We start from the raw sequence: 17,744 nt of genomic DNA, 5'->3' as shown, positions 1-17,744 counted from the left end.
CCTGCGCGCCGCTCGCGGCGGGCGCCTCGCTTGCGCCGGCCGGCGCGGCGGCCGCGCCCGTCAGGTGATCGCCGCCCTCGGGCAGCTTGCCGTTGCGGGCATCCGCGACCTGACGCGGTTGCAGGATGTCGCCCGTGTGGTTACCCCACGAATTGCGCTCGAACGTGATCACCGACGCGATTTCCACGTCGTTCAGGGTCTTGCCCCAGTTGGGCATCGCATTCTTGCCGTTCAGGACGATGCTCACGTGCCCCGCAATCGGACCGTTGGCGATCTTGCTGCCGTCGAGCGCCGGGAACGCGCCCGCACCCTTGCCCGTGGGCTGGTGGCACACGGCGCAGTTGGATTTGTAGACTTCGCCGCCGCGCTGCATCAGCTCGGCCATCGTGTAGGTCCGGTTCGGATCGTCGTTCGCGCCGGCCATCTTCTTCTTTTGGTCGTCGACCCACTTCGCGTAGTCGTCGTCGGACAGCACCGTCACGACCACCGGCATGAACGCGTGTTCCTTGCCGCACAGCTCGGTACAGAAGCCCCGGTACGTACCGGTCTTCTCGGCCTTGAACCACGTATCGCGCACGAAGCCGGGAATCGCATCTTGCTTCACGCCGAAGGCGGGCACGTACCACGAGTGGACGACGTCGTTGGCCGTCGTGATGATGCGGATCTTCTTGTTGACGGGCACGACGAGCGCGTTATCGACTTCTTGCAAGTACGTATCGCTAATCGGCGCCTGGCCGTTGACCTGAGCGCGCGGCGTGGTCAGCGTCGAGAAGAAGTTGATCCCCTCGCCCGGGCCCTTGACGTAGTCGTAAGCCCACTTCCACTGATAGCCGGTGACCTTGATCGTCAGATCGGCGTTGCTCGTGTCCTTCATGGCGACGACGGTCTTCGTGGCCGGCAGCGCCATCAGAACGACGATGATGAACGGCACGATCGTCCAGATGATTTCGACGGTGGTGCTTTCATGGAAATTGGCGGCCTTGTGTCCCTTCGACTTGCGATGCACGAAGATCGAATAGAACATCACGCCGAACACGCCGATGAAGATCACCGTGCACAGCAGCAACATCATCATGTGCAGGTGATAGAGTTCTTCAGCGATTTTCGTCACGGGCGGCTGGAAATTGATCTCGTTGACGGCGGGGCCGCCCGGACTATCGCCGACTGCCAAGGCGGCGTGCGCGCTGAGCAGCCCGCAAGACGCCAGCACGCCCATGAGGGCTCGCTTGATTGTTTTCATAGCTTCCTTACCCAAAATTTCCATTCAAACCCTCGCCCCGCTTGACGTTCGGCTCGAGTCGCCTCAACCGCACCGCGTCAGTGCCGCACGCAATTCGCTCGCGAACGACGCGCGCCGGTATTGCGCGAGATGCACGCCGACCACGACCGACTGACCGCGCGACACCACCCTGATCGGATCGCGCGGCGACACCCCGCGCTCGACCCGCACCCAACGCGGATTGAATTCGTACTGCGTCAACCGCTGCCCGCTCATCTGCTCGATCACGAGACGATTCGGATAGAGCCGGATCCGCTCGTAGTCGACCGCATGGCGCGCATAAACCACAAACGCGGCACCGACCGCCAGCAACTCGATGCCCGTGAACGGCAGCACAGGCCATGCGCCGCGCAGCACCAGCAACAGCGCAATCGCCACCGAAAACAGAGCCAACGACGCAAAAAACCAAACGAACTGCCGCGGCGAAACCGCACAGTTGCGCTTCATGAGCCAGTCTCGAAGGGCCGGCTCCGCATCCGTCAGCAGGGTTGTCGCTCCCATCGCCGCCTCCCGCGCATGCCGTGAGCACACCGCGCTATTCGGGGCCTGTCACGCCGGATGTGGGGAACTCCGGGCGACAAACTGACGCATTATAGGCGCGTTCAATGGCATCCACAAGCAAACGGCTATCGGGCTGCAAGCCAAGCGTGACAAGCCTTTGCGCGGTTTCGGCTGCTTTTTTTGCAAGCCGTCCCGCCCACTGATTTCGACCATAACGGACCGCAACTTTACGATCCGCGACAAAGCGTCGCAGCCCGCCATTTTTGGCTTCGCGCCGCTCGAGCGATCAATTCGAGCGGCGGCGCCCGATGTCTTGCACCCGCACGATCGCGTGCCCGTCCGCCGTTTGGCGCGGCACCGCCTTCCATGCATGGCCGTAAATCACCTCGAACGTCAACGCGATCGTTCCGTCGTCGCGGCGGCGAGCCTCCAAGGCTTCGAGCAACGCCGCGTGCAAGCGCCGTGCGTGCCCCGGCCCGGCCGTATCGCGCACGTGCGGATAGGCACCCCAGCGACGCACGTCGGCCAGCAGCGACTGCGGCGACTTGTAGGTAATCGTCAACGTCTCTTGATCCATCACGGGAATCTCGAACCCGCTTTCCACGAGCATGTCGCCCAAATCGTGCATATCGACAAAGTCGATGACATGCGCTCGGCCGGGTACCCCGTGCGCCGCCTCGATCTGCGCGTAAGCGCCGCGCAATTCGCGCAGCGTGTCGGGGCCGAGGGTGCTGAACATCAGCAGACCGTTCGGCTCGAGCACGCGCTGCCATTCGGGGAAGACGAGGTCCGGGCGCGAATGCCAATGCAACGCGAGATTGGACCAGATGAAATCGAACGCGCCGGGCGCGAACGGCAACGCCGCGAAGTCCGCTTGGGCCAGGCGCGGGCCGCGCACGCCAAGCGAACGCTGCAGCGCGGCCGGCAACATGCGGCGCCAGCCGCCTTCCGCACCCGCATGCGGCAACGCCCGCGTCAGCATCGAGTACGACAAGTCGACGCCGACGAGCGGCGCCTCGGGGAAGCGTTCGCGCAGCGACGGCAGATCGTCGCCCACGCCGCAGCCCGCGTCGAGCATGCTGGTTGGGCGCACCTTGATATAGTCGAGCCGCTCACGCATGCGCTGAGCGATCTCGCGCGCAAGGAAAGCCACGTCCCCGAACGTTTCGGCGCGGCGATCGAAGATGCGCCGCACAAGTCGGGAATCGTAGGCCGGACGGCCAGACTTTGCGGGTGTGAGGGACATGACGGTCAAACTTGCGAGGAGCCCGAAGTATACTCGCTCGCTTCGATCCGTCCAGCGAGGAAGGCCACCGATGGCAAACGCACCGGCAAACGCACCGGGTTTGCGTGCGCGAAACGCCGGAGCCCGCCGGGCCTCGGCGCTTGCGGCGCTCGCGCGGCGGCTCGCCGCCGCGGCACTGCCTAGAACCTGCCTGCTATGCGGCCTGTCATGCGGCACAATGTCGCAAAGTCCGATTTGCCGTATCTGCGACGCGGCCTATTGGAACGAGCCGCGCTTGCGCTGCGAGGTCTGCGCCCTACCATTGGCCGGACTGCGACGCCGCGGGGGCGGGATCGCGCGGTTCCGCTGTGCCGCGTGCAACGGCACCCCGCCGCCGTTCGATGCGACGCTCGCGCTGGCCGACTACCGTCCACCGCTCAACCGGCTTGCATTGGGGCTCAAGTTTCGCGCGCGGCTGGCCGTGGCCCATGAGTTCGGCGCGCGCCTCGCGCGGCTCGCCGGCGATCATGCTTGCGGCGCCGCGCCGCCCGACGTACTGGCGCCGATGCCGCTCGCGCACGCCCGGCTCGTCGGCCGCGGCTACAACCAGGCCTGGGAGATCGCGCGCCCGCTGGCGCGAGCGCTCGGTGTGGCCGCCGACGCGGCGCTGATGCGGCGGGTCGCCGACACGGCGCCGCAATCGCGCCTCGATCGCGACGCGCGCCGGCGCAATGTCGCGACGGCCTTTCGCGTGACGCGTCCGGTGAGCGGACTGCATGTCGGCCTCGTGGACGACGTGATGACGTCCGGCGCCACGCTCGAGGCCGCCGCTCGCGCTTTGAAAGCGGCGGGCGCACGATACGTGACCAATTTCGTCGCGCTGCGCACGCCCCAAGATTGACTCACGTTTTACCGAAACCATGTTCAACGTCGTTCTAGTCGAACCCGAAATCCCGCCGAACACCGGCAACGTCATCCGCCTGTGCGCCAATACCGGCGCGCGGCTTCATCTCGTGGAGCCGCTCGGCTTTCCGCTCGACGACGCGAAGATGCGCCGCGCGGGGCTCGACTATCACGAGTACGCGCACATGCGCGTGCATGCGAGTTGGGAAGCGCTCGTCGCGAGCGAGTCGCCCGATCCGGCTCGGATGTTCGCGTTCACGACGCGCGGCTCGGGCCGCTTTCACGACGCAAGTTTCCTCGCCGGCGATTGGTTCGTCTTCGGCGCGGAGACACGCGGTTTGCCCGCGGCTTTGCTGGAGCGCTTTCCCCCGGAGCAGCGCGTACGGTTGCCGATGCGGCCCGGCAATCGCAGCATGAATTTATCGAATACCGTTGCGATCGTCGTATTCGAGGCGTGGCGTCAAATGGGATTCGAGGGTGGCGTCTGACGGCGCGCGAGATCGAGTTCGCGCTCGTACAAGCGCAGCATCGGCTCGCCGAAGCAGGCAAATACGACCTGCGTCAGGTTCGGTGTCGAGGGTAGCGAGGCGAGGACCGTCCCGCAAGCGATACGGACCGCCTGCTCGGCGGGAAACCGGTAGATCCCGCAACTAATCGCGGGAAAAGCGATGCTCGCGCAGCCGGCTTCGTGCGCGAGTTCGAGCGAGCGGCGATAGCACGACGCCAGTTGCTCCGCTTCGCCGCGATCGCCGCCGCGCCATACCGGGCCGACCGCGTGAACGACATACTTGGCCGGCAACCCGTACCCGCGCGTGAGCTTGGCGTCTCCGGTGGCGCAGCCCCCGAGCGTTTCGCACTCGCGCAGCAAATCGGGGCCGGCCGCGCGATGAATCGCGCCGTCGACACCGCCGCCGCCGAGCAGCGAGCTATTGGCCGCGTTGACGATGGCATCGACGGCGAGCGTCGTGATATCGGTCTCGCATGCGTGAAGCGTACATGCGCCCCGCGTCAGTATGGCCATGGCACATCCTCCTTGCCGGCGCGCGTCTACCGAGCCGCCCCTTTCGCGCCGAACGATTCGGCACGGGCGTCGCGGCGCAGCAGCGCATCCACGGCGGCACGCGGCGCCACGCCGTCGAAGAGTACGGCGCACACCGCTTGCGTGATCGGCACATCGACGCCGTGCGATTGCGCAATGGCCAGCACGGCTTTGGCACAGCGTACACCCTCGGCCACATGGCCGAGCGCGAGCAAGATATCGTCGAGCGTGCGCCCTTGCGCGAGCTGAAGCCCCACGGTCCGGTTGCGCGACAAGTCGCCCGTGGCCGTGAGAATCAAATCGCCGAGCCCGGTGAGCCCCGTAAACGTCTCCGCGCGCCCGCCGAGCGCGGCGCCGAGCCTCGACATCTCCGCCAGCCCGCGCGTGATCAGCGCCGCGCGCGCATTCATGCCGAGCGCGAGCCCATCGGCGATGCCGGTCGCGATCGCGAGGACGTTCTTCACGGCACCACCCACTTCCACGCCGACGACGTCGTCCCCGGTATAGATGCGCATGGCGCCATGGTGAAACGCGGCCAGCGTGCGCTCGCGGCAAGCAGCCGACGTGCTCGCGACCGTCAATGCCGCGGGCAGCCCCTGCGCCACTTCGCGCGCGAAACTCGGCCCCGACAGCACGCCGATGCTCGGATGGCCCGCCAGTTCGGCCGCGACGACTTGGTGCGGCAGCAATTGCGTATCGGCTTCGAAGCCCTTGCACACCCAAACGAGATGCGCCGGGACGCAGTGCGCCTCGTCGCGCATAGCGCGGCATAGCGCCCGCAGGCCTGCGACCGGCGTCGCGACGACGGCCAGCGCGCTATCGTCGGCCGCATGGGCGAGTGCGGACGCAAGACTCGCCTCGTAACGCAGTGCCGGCGGCAACGCCACTGCGCGCAAGTAATGCTCGTTTTCGCGCTTGGCTGCCAACTCGGCGACCAGCGCGGCGTCCCGCGCCCATAGCACCGTGTCGTGCTTGAGCGCGAGATGAGCCGCGAGCGCGGTGCCCCACGCCCCGGCCCCTAGGACAGCGACCTTCATGGCCGGCACCGCTCTCGTATGGCTCAATGCTGCGTGGCGTTCGCCGCCGCGCCGCCTTCTTGCTGCGCGCTCAGTTGCGCGAGGCGCTGCTCGTAGAGGGCTTGGAAGTTGATTTCGGCCAGGTGGATCGGCGGGAAGCCGGCGCGCGTGATCGCATCGGCGATGTTCGAGCGCAGGTACGGGAAGATGATCGTCGGGCACGCAATGCCGACGAGCGGATCGATCTGCTCGGCCGGGATATTGCGGATATCGAAGATGCCCGCTTGCTTGGCCTCGATCAGGAACGCGATTTTATCGTTCACCTTGGCCGTGACCGTGCCCGTCACGAGGATCTCGAAGATGCTTTCGGCGAGACGGTCAGCCTTGACGTCCACTTCCACTTCGACAGCGGGCATGTCCTGTTCGAGGAAGATCGCCGGGGAATTCGGCTGCTCGAGCGAGAGATCCTTCAGGTAGACGCGCTGGATGTTGAAGAACGGCTGATTGTTCTGGTCCGACATGGTGACTCCGATGGGTAAATAGTGCGGCGGCCGTGCAACGATGCGGCCGCCGAGTGCGTGTGGCGCGAAAGCCTAAGCTCGTGCGCGATGCTGGACAACCTTGGCGGAAACGAACGAACGCGAATGCGGCGGCCCGGCAACCGGCCGCCGCGCGATTACGCCTGCCCCAGCAGCGGCATCAAGCCGCCGGCGCGATCGAGCGCGGACAAGTCGTCATAGCCGCCGACGTGGGTATCGCCGATGAACACCTGCGGTACCGTGCGGCGCCCCGTGCGCGTCATCATTTCCTCGCGCCGCGCCGGATCCTTGTCGATCAAAATCTTCTCGATGTGCTGGACGCCGCGCGACTTCAACAGGCGTTCGGCCATCTGGCAATAGGGACAGACTTGGGTGCTGTACATGACGACGGAATTCACTCTCGCGCTCCTTTACTTGACGACCGGCATGCCGGCTTGCTGCCAGGCGTTCAGTCCGCCTTGCAGCACGTGGACTTCGGTAAAGCCCGCCGCCTGAACGATGTGGGACGCTTTGTTCGATTGCAACCCCGTCTGGCAAACGAGCAGTACCGGCGTAGCCTTATTCTTCGCGATTTGGCCGATTTTTGCTTGAAGCTCCTCGAACGCGACGTGACGGGCCGCCGGCAGGTGGCCCGCGGTGAACTCCGCCGCGGCGCGCACGTCCACGACGATGGCGTTGCGGCGGTTGATGAGTTGCGTCGCTTCGGCGGCGGAGATGCCGCCGCGACCGCGCCCGGCGATCGCCGGCCACAGCAGCAAGGCGCCCGAAACGACGAGCGCGGCGATCAGGACGAGGTTGGTGTAATCGGTAAAAAACGTCACGAGAATCCGCCAAAGATATTTGAGCAACGGAGCATTATAAAATAACAGATTGACGCGATGGCACTCCCCCCTGGGCCGGGTCGCCCGCGCGCCGCGCTTCCTCACTACCGACCGACTAACCTCATGTACAAGCTCGTTCTCATCCGCCACGGCGAATCGACGTGGAACAAGGAAAACCGCTTCACCGGCTGGGTCGACGTCGACCTCACCGAGCAAGGCAACCGCGAAGCCGCCCAAGCCGGGCTGCTGCTGAAGGAAGCCGGCTATACGTTCGACATCGCCTATACGTCGGTGCTCAAGCGCGCGATCCGCACGCTCTGGCACGTGCAAGATCAAATGGATCTCATGTACATCCCGGTGGTCCATTCGTGGCGCCTGAACGAACGCCACTACGGCGCGCTGGCCGGGCTGAACAAGGCCGAAACGGCGGCCAAGTACGGCGACGAACAAGTGCTGATCTGGCGCCGCAGCTACGACACGCCGCCGCCCGCGCTCGAGCCCACGGACCCCCGCGCGTCCTACGACGACCCGCGCTACGCGAAAGTGCCGCGCGCCGAGTTGCCGCTGACCGAATGCCTGAAAGACACGGTCGCGCGCGTGCTGCCGGTTTGGAACGAGTCGATCGCCCCCGCGCTCAAGGGCGGCAAGCAGGTGCTCATCGCCGCTCACGGCAACTCGCTGCGCGCGCTGATCAAGTATCTCGACGGCATCTCCGATAGCGACATCGTCGGGCTCAACATCCCGAACGGCGTACCGCTCGTCTATGAACTCGACGAGAATCTGAAGCCGATCCGCCACTACTATCTCGGCGACCAAGAGGCGATCGAGAAGGCGCAAGCGGCCGTCGCAAAACAAGGCAAGGCCGGCTAACGCCCGCACCCAGCGCGCGGCGGCACGGGCCGCCGCGCAAGAACCGATCGGCCCGCCCCGGGTCCAATATTCGCTCTAGCATCGCGCCGGCGCGCGCTTCGCGTGCGAGCAGTTATACTTGACCGTCCTTCGCCCACGGCGCTCACACCCCGTTTCCCGAACGCACCAGACTCTATGCGCACGAAACTCAAGAACATCGGCTTGATCGCCGCTGGCCTCGCCACCGGCGTCTTCGCGACGCTGCAATTTTCCGCCGCGGCGCAACAACAAGCCACGACGGCGCCGCTGCCGCTCGATCAGTTGCGTCTTTTCGCCGAGGTGTTCGGGCAAATCAAGCACGATTACGTCGTGCCGGTCGACGACAAGAAGTTGCTGACCGAAGCGATCAAGGGGATGGTGTCGAGTCTCGATCCGCACTCGTCGTATCTCGACAAGACGGATTACCAGGAACTGCAAGAACAAACGAAGGGCCGTTTCGCGGGGCTCGGCATCGAGATTTCGCAGGAAGACGGTCTCATCAAAGTCATTTCACCGATCGAGGATACGCCCGCGTTCCGCGCCGGCCTGCGCCCCGGCGATCTAATCACGCGCATCAACGACAAGCCCGTGCGCGGCATGACGCTCGACCAGGCCGTCAAGCAGATGCGCGGCGAGCCCGGCACCAAGGTCACGCTCACGATCTTCCGCAAGACCGATAGCCGCACGTTCCCGGTCACGGTCACGCGCGCGATCATCCGCGTACAAAGCGTCAAGACGAAGATTCTCGCGCCCGGATACGCCTATGTCCGCATCACGAGCTTCCAAGAACGCACGGTGCCCGATCTGGCCGCCAAGCTGCAGGACATCGCCCGCGAACAGCCGAATCTGAAGGGCGTCGTGGTCGATCTACGCAATAACGGCGGCGGGCTGCTGCAAAGCGCCGTCGGCGTGGCCGGCGCGTTCTTGCCCTCGGGCTCGGTCGTCGTCTCGACGAACGGCCAGATTCCCGATTCGAAGCAGATCTACCGCGACACGTACGATAACTATCGTCTGCCCTCGTTCGATTCCGATCCGCTCAAGAATCTGCCCGATATCTACAAGAACGTGCCGATGATCGTGTTGACGAACGCGTATTCGGCGTCGGCCTCGGAAATCGTCGCCGGCGCGCTGCAAGACCAGCATCGCGCGCTGATCATGGGCAAGACGACGTTCGGCAAGGGCTCGGTCCAAACCGTGCGTCCGCTCACGTCCGATACGGCGCTGCGTTTGACGACGGCGTACTACTACACGCCGAGCGGCCGTTCGATCCAGAACAAGGGCATCCGCCCCGACGTGCCCGTCGATCAATACGCGAACGGCGATCCGGACGACGCGCTCGTCACACGCGAAGTCGATTACTCGAACCATCTCGCCAATACGCAGGATCCGAACGAGAAGAAGGAACAGGACCAGCGCGAGCAAGATCGGATGCAACAACTGCAGCAGCTCGAAGAGCAAAACGACAAGCTCACGCCCGAACAGCGCGAGAAGGAACGCGAGCGCAAGCCTATCGAATTCGGTTCGGCCGACGACTTCATGCTGCAGCAGGCTTTGAACAAGCTCGAAGGCAAGCAGGTGCAGTTGTCGAAGTCGCTCATGGAGCGCAAGCTCGCCGAGAACAAGCCGCCGCGTTCGGCGTCGGCGCCCGTCGCGGTCAAGCCTGCGTCGCCGGCGGTTCCGGCGTCCGCGCCGAGCAAGTAACCCCGCCGCACCGGCCTGCCTTCGCCCGCCCCGCCGCTTGGCGGGGCAAGCGAAGGCGCCGTCTCTCCGGCGCCAACGCAAGTCCAATCCCTCGGCGCGCCGCCATGAACGACGATCAGCTTCTTCGCTATTCCCGTCATATCCTCGTCGACGAGATCGGCATCGAGGCGCAACAGCGCTTTCTCGATGCGCATGCGATCGTCATCGGCGCGGGGGGACTCGGCTCGCCGGCGGCCATGTATCTGGCCGCTGCCGGCGTCGGGACGCTGACGCTCGTCGATGCCGATGCGGTCGATCTCACGAACTTGCAGCGCCAAATCTTGCACGCGACGGCTTCCGTCGGCCAAAAGAAAGTCGAATCGGGCCGCGAGACGATTGCGCGGTTAAATCCCGAGGTTCGCGTCCACGCCGTCGATCAACGCGTGGACGGCGCCTGGCTCGATACGCATGTCCCGCTCGCCACGGTCGTGCTCGACTGCACAGACAACTTCGCGACACGCCATGCGATCAACCGCGCTTGCGTGAAGCACCAGGTGCCGCTCGTCTCAGGGGCGGCGCTGCGCTTCGACGGTCAGATCAGCACGTTCGATTTCCGCGATGCGCACTCGCCTTGCTATGCCTGCGTCTTCCCCGAGGACCAGCCGTTCGAGGAAGTCGCTTGTTCGCAGATGGGCGTATTCGCGCCGACGGTCGGGATCATCGGCACGATGCAGGCGGCCGAGGCGCTGCGCGTCATCGGCGGGATCGGCCAGACCCTGACGGGCCGGCTCATGATGCTCGATTCGCTGCGGATGGAATGGACCACGATGAAAATAGCACGCCAGAGCGATTGCCCCGTTTGCGGCGGCGGTGCCGGTGGTGCCGGCAGTGCTTCAAACCCTCAAAGCCCTCACGCCTGACTGAGCCGCTTTAACGCCGCCTGCACTTCCTCGGGTTCGAACGCGGCGAGCACGTCGGCCACGGGCTTTTCGAGCGCCGCCAGATTCGCGCGCAAGATTTCTTGCTTGACCACGAGCAACTGGCTCGGGTGCATCGAGAACTCGGTGAGCCCCATGCCGAGCAACAACCGCGTGAGCTGCGGATCGCCGGCCATTTCCCCGCATACCGAGACCGAAACGCCCGCGCGCTTCGCCTCGCGCAGCGTGAAGGCGATCAGATGCAGCACCGCCGGATGCAGCGGATCGTACAAATGGGCGACCGCGTTATCGGCCCGATCGATCGCGAGCGTGTATTGGATCAGGTCGTTGGTGCCGATCGATAGGAAATCGACGCGCTTCAGGAACAACGGCAGTGCGATTGCCGCAGCCGGTATCTCGATCATCGCGCCGATCCGCACGCCCGGATCGTACGGCAGGCCCGCGTCGTCGAGCTGGCGCTTGGCCTCGCGAATGAGGTCGAGCGTTTGGTCGATCTCCTGCGCGTGCGCGAGCATCGGCACGAGGATGCGGACCTGTCCATAGGCGGACGCGCGCAGGATCGCGCGCAACTGCGTGAGGAACATCTGCGGCTCGGACAGGCTCCAGCGGATCGCCCGCAGGCCGAGCGCGGGATTCGGCGCGCTCTCGTAACCGTCCGCTCCGATGCTGTCGAGCGGCTTGTCGGCGCCGACGTCGATGGTCCGAATCGTCACGGGCAGCCCGCCCATCAGTTCGACCGCGCGTCGATAAGCCTCGAATTGTTCCTCTTCCTCCGGCAGCCGGTCCTTGTGATTCATGAAGAGGAATTCGGTGCGAAACAAACCGACGCCGACGGCGCCCGCCTCGACGGCGGCACGCGAATCCTCGGGCAGTTCGATATTCGCGAGCAGCGAAATCTTCGTCCCGCACAGCGTTTGCGTGGGTGAGAACTTGAGCCGCTGCAGCTTCTTTTGTTCGAGCAGCTTCTCGCTTTGCCGATATGAATATTCCTCGAGCACGATCGGCGCGGGATCGACGATCACGATGCCGTGATCGCCGTCCACGATGATCAGGTCGTCCTGCCGGATCAGCGCGCTCGCGTGCGCCACGCCGACGGCGGCCGGAATGCCGAGGCTGCGCGCGACGATCGCGGTATGCGAGGTGCGCCCGCCGAGGTCGGTCACGAAGCCTTGGAACGTTTGCGTCTTGAACTGCAACATGTCGGCCGGCGAGATATCGTGCGCCACCACGATCATGTCGTCGCTCGCATCGGCATTGCCGTCGACGAGCGCGGCCGCGGAGGGGGCGCCTGCCAGCGCCTTCAAGATGCGTTCGACCACTTGCTGGACATCGGCCTTGCGCTCGCGCAGGTACTCGTCCTCGATATCGTCGAAATGCCGGGAAAGCCGCTCGAGTTGCTCGGTCAACGCCCATTCGACGTTATAGCGCCGCGTGCGTATGAGGTCGATCGTCTCTTGAACGAGCATCGCGTCCTTGAGAATCATCGTGTGCACGTTGATGAACGCGCCCACCTCGCTCGGCGCATCGGCGGAGAGGTCGGAGCTGAGCCGATCGAGCTCGGCTTGAACGACCTTCAGCGCGGCGCGAAAGCGTTCGATCTCGCCTTCGATCTGAGGCGCATCGACGAGGTAATGGTCGACGTCCAGCGCTGCAGGCGCGATGAGATAGGCCCGCCCGATCGCGATGCCGCGTGACACCGGAATACCATGCAGCGAAAACGACACGCGCACCTCCTCGAGTTGTGTGATGCCGCGGGAGTAGTACCGCTGCAAGAAGCAATAGACCTTAATGGGCGATTATAAATTCCAACCGCCGCGCTGACTGCGTGCGGCGCAGCATCCGCGGCGCAATGGCGCGTTGCGGGCTACGAAAGAAAACGCCGTGGTTGGAGCCACGGCGTTGTTCGAAGGAAATGGCGCGTTTGCCGTTTATTGTCCCTCGCCGAATTTATCGGCGATGAGTTTGAGCAACGCTTCCATCGCATCCTGCTCGTCCGGGCCTTCGGTCTCGATCGTGACCGTGCTGCCGATGCCGGCCGCGAGCATCATCACGCCCATGATGCTTTTCGCGTTGATGCGGCGCCCATTGCGCGTCATCCATATTTCCGATTGGTAGTTGCCGGCGAGCTGCGTGAGCTTGGCCGAGGCGCGTGCATGCAAACCCAACTTATTGACGATCGTCGTTTCTTTTTGAAGCATGTGCTCGTCCTGTCGTCCTCAATAGCAAACAAAAAAGCTCATCGCACCGGGCCGCCCGGGCCTGCCACGCTCACCCCCGGGTTCGTGGCCGCAGCCGGCGCCGTGTCGGCGGCGGCCGGCGCGATCACAGGCACGCCCGGCGCGACGCACTCGGTTTCGACGGCCGGCTTACCCGCGCCGGCCGAGGCCGACATGGGCGCGATGGCATGCACGCCCTTGGCCGCCCCGGCGAGCGCCTTGTCGACGAGCGTATCGAGATCGCACGCCCGGTAACAAACGCCGCGCACGAGCATCGGCAGATTGACGCCCGCCAGCACGCGCACGCCGGGCAGCGCGGCCAGACGGCTCGCGATATTGGCCGGCGTGGCGCCGAACATATCGGTGAGCACGAGCGTGCCGTTTTCCTCGCGCAAGCGCTCGATCTCGCTATGGGCGAACGCGACGACTTGCGCGGGATCGCTATCGGGCAGCACGTCGATGACGCCGATGCGCGCCGGCAATCCGCCGTAGATATGCGCGACACATTCCTTGAGCGCCGAAGCGAGCGGTGCGTGCGCGATGATCAGTATGCCTGCCATGTCAGTCTTGCTACGAAAAACGCCGCAAAGGGCCAGATCCACGTCATGCTCGCGCCCGGGACGCCGCGCGCGAACGCGGCCCGCGGGCAGCGAACTGCGCGCCGGGCGAGCGAATCGTTTCAGGAGACTGGCATTGTAGCAGGCGCACCTTTCGCCGAATCGGACGCCTCGCGCGGGCGCCCTTCAAGCTTAGGCCACGGCGCGCTCGAGCGCGTCGACGAACATCGCCGCCACGTCGAAGCCGGTCTGCTCCATGATCTCGCGGAAGCAGGTCGGGCTCGTGACGTTGACTTCGGTGAGCCAATCGCCGATCACGTCCAAACCGACGAGCAGCAATCCGCGCGCGGCCAGCACGGGCGCGAGCGTATCGGCGATCTCGCGGTCGCGAACAGAAAGCGGCTGCGCCACGCCGAGTCCGCCGGCCGCCAGATTGCCGCGCACTTCCCCGCCTTGGGGAATACGCGCCAGCGAGAACGGCACGCTCTGGCCGCCGATCAGCAAAATGCGCTTGTCGCCGGCCGCGATCTCCGGAATGAATTTTTGCGCCATCACCGAGCGCGCGCCGTCGTGGCTCAGTACCTCGATGATCGAGCCCAGATTCATGCCGTCGCCTTTCACCCGGAATACGCCCATGCCGCCCATGCCGTCGAGCGGCTTGAGGATGATGTCGCCGTGCTCGGCATGAAACGCGCGCAGCCGCGCGGCATCGCGCGTGACGAGCGTCGGGGCGACGAACTGAGCGAATTCGCCGATCGCGAGTTTTTCCGAGTGATCGCGGATGGTCTGCGGTTTGTTGAACACGCGGGCGCCCGCGCGTTCGGCCAATTCGAGCAGCCAGGTGGAGGTGACGTACTCCATGTCGAACGGCGGATCTTTGCGCATCACGATCGCGCCGAACGACGTCAGTGCGCGATGTTCGTGGGGACCGCTTTCGTGCCAGTGCTGCCGATGCAAGTCGGCCGGGTCGCCGACGATATCGACGCGACGCACCGTCGCTTCGACCTTCGTCGCGACCCAGGCCAGGTGTTTCGGCTCGCAGGTGTAGACGACATGGCCGCGGCGTGCGGCTTCGGCCATCATCGCGTAGGTCGAGTCCTTGTAGATCTTGAAGTGCGCGAGCGGATCGGCAATGAAAAGGATGTCCATGAAACCCCTGGTGCCCGCGGACGGGCTTTCGTTCGTTGGATGCGCGACGCCGATCAAACCTGAATCGCTTCCGGGTCCGTTTTCTCGAGTTCCACCGACGCCGCCAGCAACCCCAACCGCGCGACGACACCATACATATAGAAACGGTTCGGCGGCGCGGCGCCGGGCTTGGCGTGCGCGTCTGGCAAGGCCGTATGCTCGAAGCCGAGCGGCACGAAATGCATGCCGGGCGCGTTCAGATTCTGATCGCGTTCGCGGCTGCCGTGCACGCGATAGAAACCGCCCACGACATAGCGGTCGATCATGTAGACAACCGGCTCGGCCACTTCCTCGCCCACCCGCTCGAACGTGTAGACGCCTTCTTGCACGATGACGTCGTGCACTTGCAGACCGTCCTTCGTGGCCGACATGCGCGCGCGCTCGCCCTTGGTCAGATGGGCGACTTCCGAGGCGTCGTGCACCGTCATGACGCCGCGCCCGTCGGTGCCGGCGTCGGACTTGATGACGACATACGGTTTTTCGGTGATGCCGTACTCGCGGTATTTGCGCGCGATCTTCTTGATGACGGCGTCGATCGCGTCGGCAAGCGCCTGCTCGCCCGTGCGTGCTTCGAAATCGACGTCCTCGACGCGCGCGAAGTACGGATTGACCATCCACGGATCGATCTCGACGAGCTTGGCGAACTTCTTGGCGACGTCGTCATAGCACGAGAAGTGCGTCGATTTGCGGCGCACGGCCCAGCCCGCGTGCAGCGGCGGCAGCACGTACTGCTCGTGCAGGTTCTCCAGCACGGGCGGCAGACCGGCCGACAGATCGTTGTTCAGCAGGATCGAACACGGATCGAAATTCTTCAACCCGAGCCGGCGCGGCGTGCGTTCGAGCGGCTCGAGGACGATCTTCTGGCCGTCGGCGAGCGGAATCGTCACTGGGCCGACGATGTTCTCGTCGAGCGTGCCGAAACGCACGTTCAAGCCGGCCTGACGCATGATCGTGGCCAGCCGCGCGACGTTTTCGAGGTAAAACGCGTTGCGCGTATGCCGCTCGGGGATCACGAGCAGGTTTTTCGCATCGGGGCAGATCTTTTCGATCGACGCCATCGCCGCCTGCACGGCGAGCGGCAGCACCTCTTCCGGCAGATTGTTGAAGCCGCCCGGGAACAAGTTCGTATCGACGGGCGCGAGCTTGAAACCCGCGTTGCGCAAGTCGACCGAACAGTAAAACGGCGGCGTGTGCTCCTGCCATTCGAGCCGGAACCACCGCTCGATCGCCGGCGTGGCGTCGAGGATCTTCCGCTCCAACTCGAGCAGAGGACCGTTTAACGCCGTAACTAAGTGCGGAACCATTGAATACTCGATGACGAGGACAGAAAAAGATTGTAGAGCAATCGCCCACGGCGCCGATTTGGGGGCGGTTTCGCCGAACGCAAGATCGTACGCCTTTGTCGATGTTTATTGACCCGATAGCCGGAAGGGTCATATCGACGCCGGGGCGGTACCTCGACGATACGATGAAGCCGTGACTTTCGGAAGACGGCCGAGCGAGCGGCAATGTGACGAGCTAGCAACAAAAAAGCCCGCCAAGTGGCGGGCAAAAGTCGCTGCGCTTCCATCGGATGGAGCCGCCGCCGGGCGGCGCTCTCCGTGACCCGATAATCCTTTTATTCCACGTGCTCGCCGTGCAGCACCACGTCGAGGCCCTCGCGCTCTTCCTCTTCGGCCACGCGCAGGCCGATCGTTAGGTCGATGATCTTGAGCAGCACGTAGCTCAACACGCCGCTGTAAACCAGCGTGGTCAGCACGCCTTTCGCTTGCAGGATCAGGCTGCCATCGGCGCCGCCGATGTCCTTGATCGCGAACACGCCCGTCAGCAACGCGCCGATGATCCCGCCCACGCCGTGCACGCCGAAGCAATCGAGCGAATCGTCGTAGCCGAGCTTCGTCTTGAGCCACGTGGCCGACCAGAAGCAGACCACCCCGGCGATGAAGCCGATCGCGATCGAGCCGCCCGCGCCGACGTAGCCCGACGCCGGCGTGATCGCCACGAGCCCCGCCACGGCGCCCGACGCGATACCGAGCGCCGAGGGCTTACCTTTCGTGATCCATTCGGCGAACATCCAGCCGAGCGCCGCGCAGGCGGTCGCCACTTGCGTCGTCAGCATCGCGAAACCCGCACGGCCGTCGGCCGCGACGGCCGAGCCGGCGTTGAAGCCGAACCAACCCACCCACAGCATCGCCGCGCCCATCAGCGTCAGGACGAGATTGTGCGGCGCCATCGCCTCACGGCCGTAGCCGACGCGCTTGCCCAGCACGAGGGCGCACACGAGGCCCGCGATACCGGCGTTGATGTGCACGACCGTACCGCCCGCGAAGTCGAGAATGCCGGCGGCCGAGAGCCAGCCCGTCGGCTCCCACACCATGTGGGCGATCGGAGAATAGACGATGATCGACCAGACCGACATGAACACGAGCATCGCCGAGAACTTCATCCGATCGGCGAACGCACCCGTGATCAGCGCGGGCGTAATGATCGCGAACGTCATTTGATAGACGAAGTAGACCGACTCCGGAATCGTCGTCGCCAGGTGGCTGACCGTGAGCGTCGTGGCCTTGTCGCCCTTGATGTAGTTCATCCCGGCCAGCAGCACGCGCGAGAAGCCACCGATGAAGCCGTTGCCCGGCGTGAAGGCGAGGCTATAGCCGATCACCGTCCACAGCAACGTGACCACGCAGGTGATCGCGAAGCTTTGCATGACCGTGGCGAGCACGTTCTTCTTGCGCACCATGCCGCCGTAGAACAAGGCGAGGCCCGGAATCGTCATGAACAGCACGAGGGCGGTCGAGGTCAGCATCCAGGCTGTATCGCCCGAATTGATCTTCGACGAATCGACCGAGACGGGGGCCGTCGGCGCGGCGGGCGCGGCGGCTGCCGCGGCTGCGGAGGCATCAGGTGCGGCCGAGGCCGGGGCGGCCGTTGCCGGGGCGGCCGATGCCGGG

Annotated in this window: 19 protein-coding genes; 5 read left to right on the top strand and 14 right to left on the bottom strand. The window is 64.9% G+C overall.

Annotation, left to right across the window (positions count from 1 at the left end):
* From coxB to DXT59_RS11410, 3 genes are all read right to left on the bottom strand, one after another.
* Nucleotides 1-1,264 (bottom strand): cytochrome c oxidase subunit II (gene coxB, locus DXT59_RS11420; RefSeq protein WP_116137018.1); only part of this gene is annotated, 1,264 nt, incomplete at its 3' end.
* 39 nt (nucleotides 1,265-1,303) lie between these two features.
* The gene (locus DXT59_RS11415) at nucleotides 1,304-1,780 is read right to left on the bottom strand and encodes a DUF2244 domain-containing protein (RefSeq protein WP_116137014.1); all 477 of its coding nucleotides are present in this window, start codon (nucleotides 1,778-1,780) and stop codon (nucleotides 1,304-1,306) included.
* Between the two features lie 286 nt (nucleotides 1,781-2,066).
* A complete protein-coding gene (locus DXT59_RS11410; protein WP_116137017.1) occupies nucleotides 2,067-3,026 on the bottom strand; it encodes a methyltransferase domain-containing protein in 960 nt (319 codons plus the stop codon).
* 70 nt (nucleotides 3,027-3,096) lie between these two features.
* On the opposite strand from DXT59_RS11410, the gene DXT59_RS11405 reads away from it, so the two are divergent.
* Together DXT59_RS11405 and trmL are read left to right on the top strand one after the other, a co-directional pair.
* Nucleotides 3,097-3,906: a ComF family protein gene (locus DXT59_RS11405; RefSeq protein ID WP_116137013.1), complete on the top strand. Its 810-nt coding sequence runs from the start codon at nucleotides 3,097-3,099 to the stop codon at nucleotides 3,904-3,906.
* Nucleotides 3,907-3,925: 19 nt separating this feature from the next.
* Nucleotides 3,926-4,396: a tRNA (uridine(34)/cytosine(34)/5-carboxymethylaminomethyluridine(34)-2'-O)-methyltransferase TrmL gene (trmL, locus tag DXT59_RS11400; protein ID WP_116137012.1), complete on the top strand. Its 471-nt coding sequence runs from the start codon at nucleotides 3,926-3,928 to the stop codon at nucleotides 4,394-4,396.
* Here the strand turns inward: trmL and DXT59_RS11395 are convergent.
* The 5 genes from DXT59_RS11395 to DXT59_RS11375 form a co-directional block, all read right to left on the bottom strand.
* Complete coding sequence (locus DXT59_RS11395; protein ID WP_116137011.1) at nucleotides 4,369-4,929, bottom strand: O-acetyl-ADP-ribose deacetylase; 561 nt, start codon at nucleotides 4,927-4,929, stop codon at nucleotides 4,369-4,371. The genes trmL and DXT59_RS11395 overlap by 28 nt on opposite strands.
* A gap of 26 nt (nucleotides 4,930-4,955) precedes the next feature.
* Nucleotides 4,956-5,984: an NAD(P)H-dependent glycerol-3-phosphate dehydrogenase gene (locus tag DXT59_RS11390; RefSeq protein WP_116137010.1), complete on the bottom strand. Its 1,029-nt coding sequence runs from the start codon at nucleotides 5,982-5,984 to the stop codon at nucleotides 4,956-4,958.
* A 23-nt stretch (nucleotides 5,985-6,007) separates the two neighbouring features.
* Complete coding sequence (gene secB, locus DXT59_RS11385; RefSeq protein ID WP_116137009.1) at nucleotides 6,008-6,484, bottom strand: protein-export chaperone SecB; 477 nt, start codon at nucleotides 6,482-6,484, stop codon at nucleotides 6,008-6,010.
* A gap of 155 nt (nucleotides 6,485-6,639) precedes the next feature.
* Nucleotides 6,640-6,900 carry a glutaredoxin 3 gene (grxC, locus tag DXT59_RS11380; RefSeq protein ID WP_116137008.1) on the bottom strand — a complete coding sequence of 87 codons (261 nt, stop codon included), beginning with the start codon at nucleotides 6,898-6,900 and terminating at the stop codon, nucleotides 6,640-6,642.
* A gap of 12 nt (nucleotides 6,901-6,912) precedes the next feature.
* The gene (locus DXT59_RS11375) at nucleotides 6,913-7,323 is read right to left on the bottom strand and encodes a rhodanese-like domain-containing protein (RefSeq protein WP_116137016.1); all 411 of its coding nucleotides are present in this window, start codon (nucleotides 7,321-7,323) and stop codon (nucleotides 6,913-6,915) included.
* A 123-nt stretch (nucleotides 7,324-7,446) separates the two neighbouring features.
* On the opposite strand from DXT59_RS11375, the gene gpmA reads away from it, so the two are divergent.
* The 3 genes from gpmA to DXT59_RS11360 all read left to right on the top strand — a co-directional run bounded on the left by gpmA (nucleotide 7,447) and on the right by DXT59_RS11360 (nucleotide 10,811).
* Nucleotides 7,447-8,193, top strand: a complete 747-nt coding sequence (gene gpmA, locus DXT59_RS11370) for a 2,3-diphosphoglycerate-dependent phosphoglycerate mutase (protein WP_116137007.1) — start codon at nucleotides 7,447-7,449, stop codon at nucleotides 8,191-8,193.
* A gap of 174 nt (nucleotides 8,194-8,367) precedes the next feature.
* The gene (locus DXT59_RS11365; protein WP_116137006.1) at nucleotides 8,368-9,912 is read left to right on the top strand and encodes a S41 family peptidase; all 1,545 of its coding nucleotides are present in this window, start codon (nucleotides 8,368-8,370) and stop codon (nucleotides 9,910-9,912) included.
* A 104-nt stretch (nucleotides 9,913-10,016) separates the two neighbouring features.
* On the top strand, nucleotides 10,017-10,811 hold the full coding sequence (locus DXT59_RS11360; protein ID WP_116137005.1) for a HesA/MoeB/ThiF family protein: 795 nt from the start codon (nucleotides 10,017-10,019) through the stop codon (nucleotides 10,809-10,811).
* On the opposite strand, the gene ptsP is transcribed toward DXT59_RS11360, so the two are convergent.
* The 6 genes from ptsP to DXT59_RS11330 form a co-directional block, all read right to left on the bottom strand.
* Complete coding sequence (gene ptsP, locus DXT59_RS11355; RefSeq protein ID WP_116137015.1) at nucleotides 10,802-12,553, bottom strand: phosphoenolpyruvate--protein phosphotransferase; 1,752 nt, start codon at nucleotides 12,551-12,553, stop codon at nucleotides 10,802-10,804. The genes DXT59_RS11360 and ptsP overlap by 10 nt on opposite strands.
* A 204-nt stretch (nucleotides 12,554-12,757) precedes the next feature.
* A complete protein-coding gene (locus tag DXT59_RS11350; RefSeq protein ID WP_116137004.1) occupies nucleotides 12,758-13,027 on the bottom strand; it encodes an HPr family phosphocarrier protein in 270 nt (89 codons plus the stop codon).
* A gap of 38 nt (nucleotides 13,028-13,065) precedes the next feature.
* Nucleotides 13,066-13,605, bottom strand: a complete 540-nt coding sequence (locus DXT59_RS11345; RefSeq protein ID WP_116137003.1) for a PTS sugar transporter subunit IIA — start codon at nucleotides 13,603-13,605, stop codon at nucleotides 13,066-13,068.
* 189 nt (nucleotides 13,606-13,794) lie between these two features.
* A complete protein-coding gene (gene gshB / locus DXT59_RS11340; RefSeq protein WP_116137002.1) occupies nucleotides 13,795-14,751 on the bottom strand; it encodes a glutathione synthase in 957 nt (318 codons plus the stop codon).
* A gap of 53 nt (nucleotides 14,752-14,804) precedes the next feature.
* A complete protein-coding gene (gene gshA, locus DXT59_RS11335; RefSeq protein ID WP_116137001.1) occupies nucleotides 14,805-16,094 on the bottom strand; it encodes a glutamate--cysteine ligase in 1,290 nt (429 codons plus the stop codon).
* Nucleotides 16,095-16,408: 314 nt separating this feature from the next.
* A partial coding sequence (locus DXT59_RS11330) for an ammonium transporter (protein WP_162878044.1) occupies nucleotides 16,409-17,744 on the bottom strand: 1,336 nt, incomplete at its 5' end.

The sequence above is a fragment of the Trinickia diaoshuihuensis genome (assembly GCF_003390925.1).
Lineage (GTDB): Bacteria > Pseudomonadota > Gammaproteobacteria > Burkholderiales > Burkholderiaceae > Trinickia > Trinickia diaoshuihuensis.
This window is presented reverse-complemented; position numbering and strand designations above follow the sequence as displayed.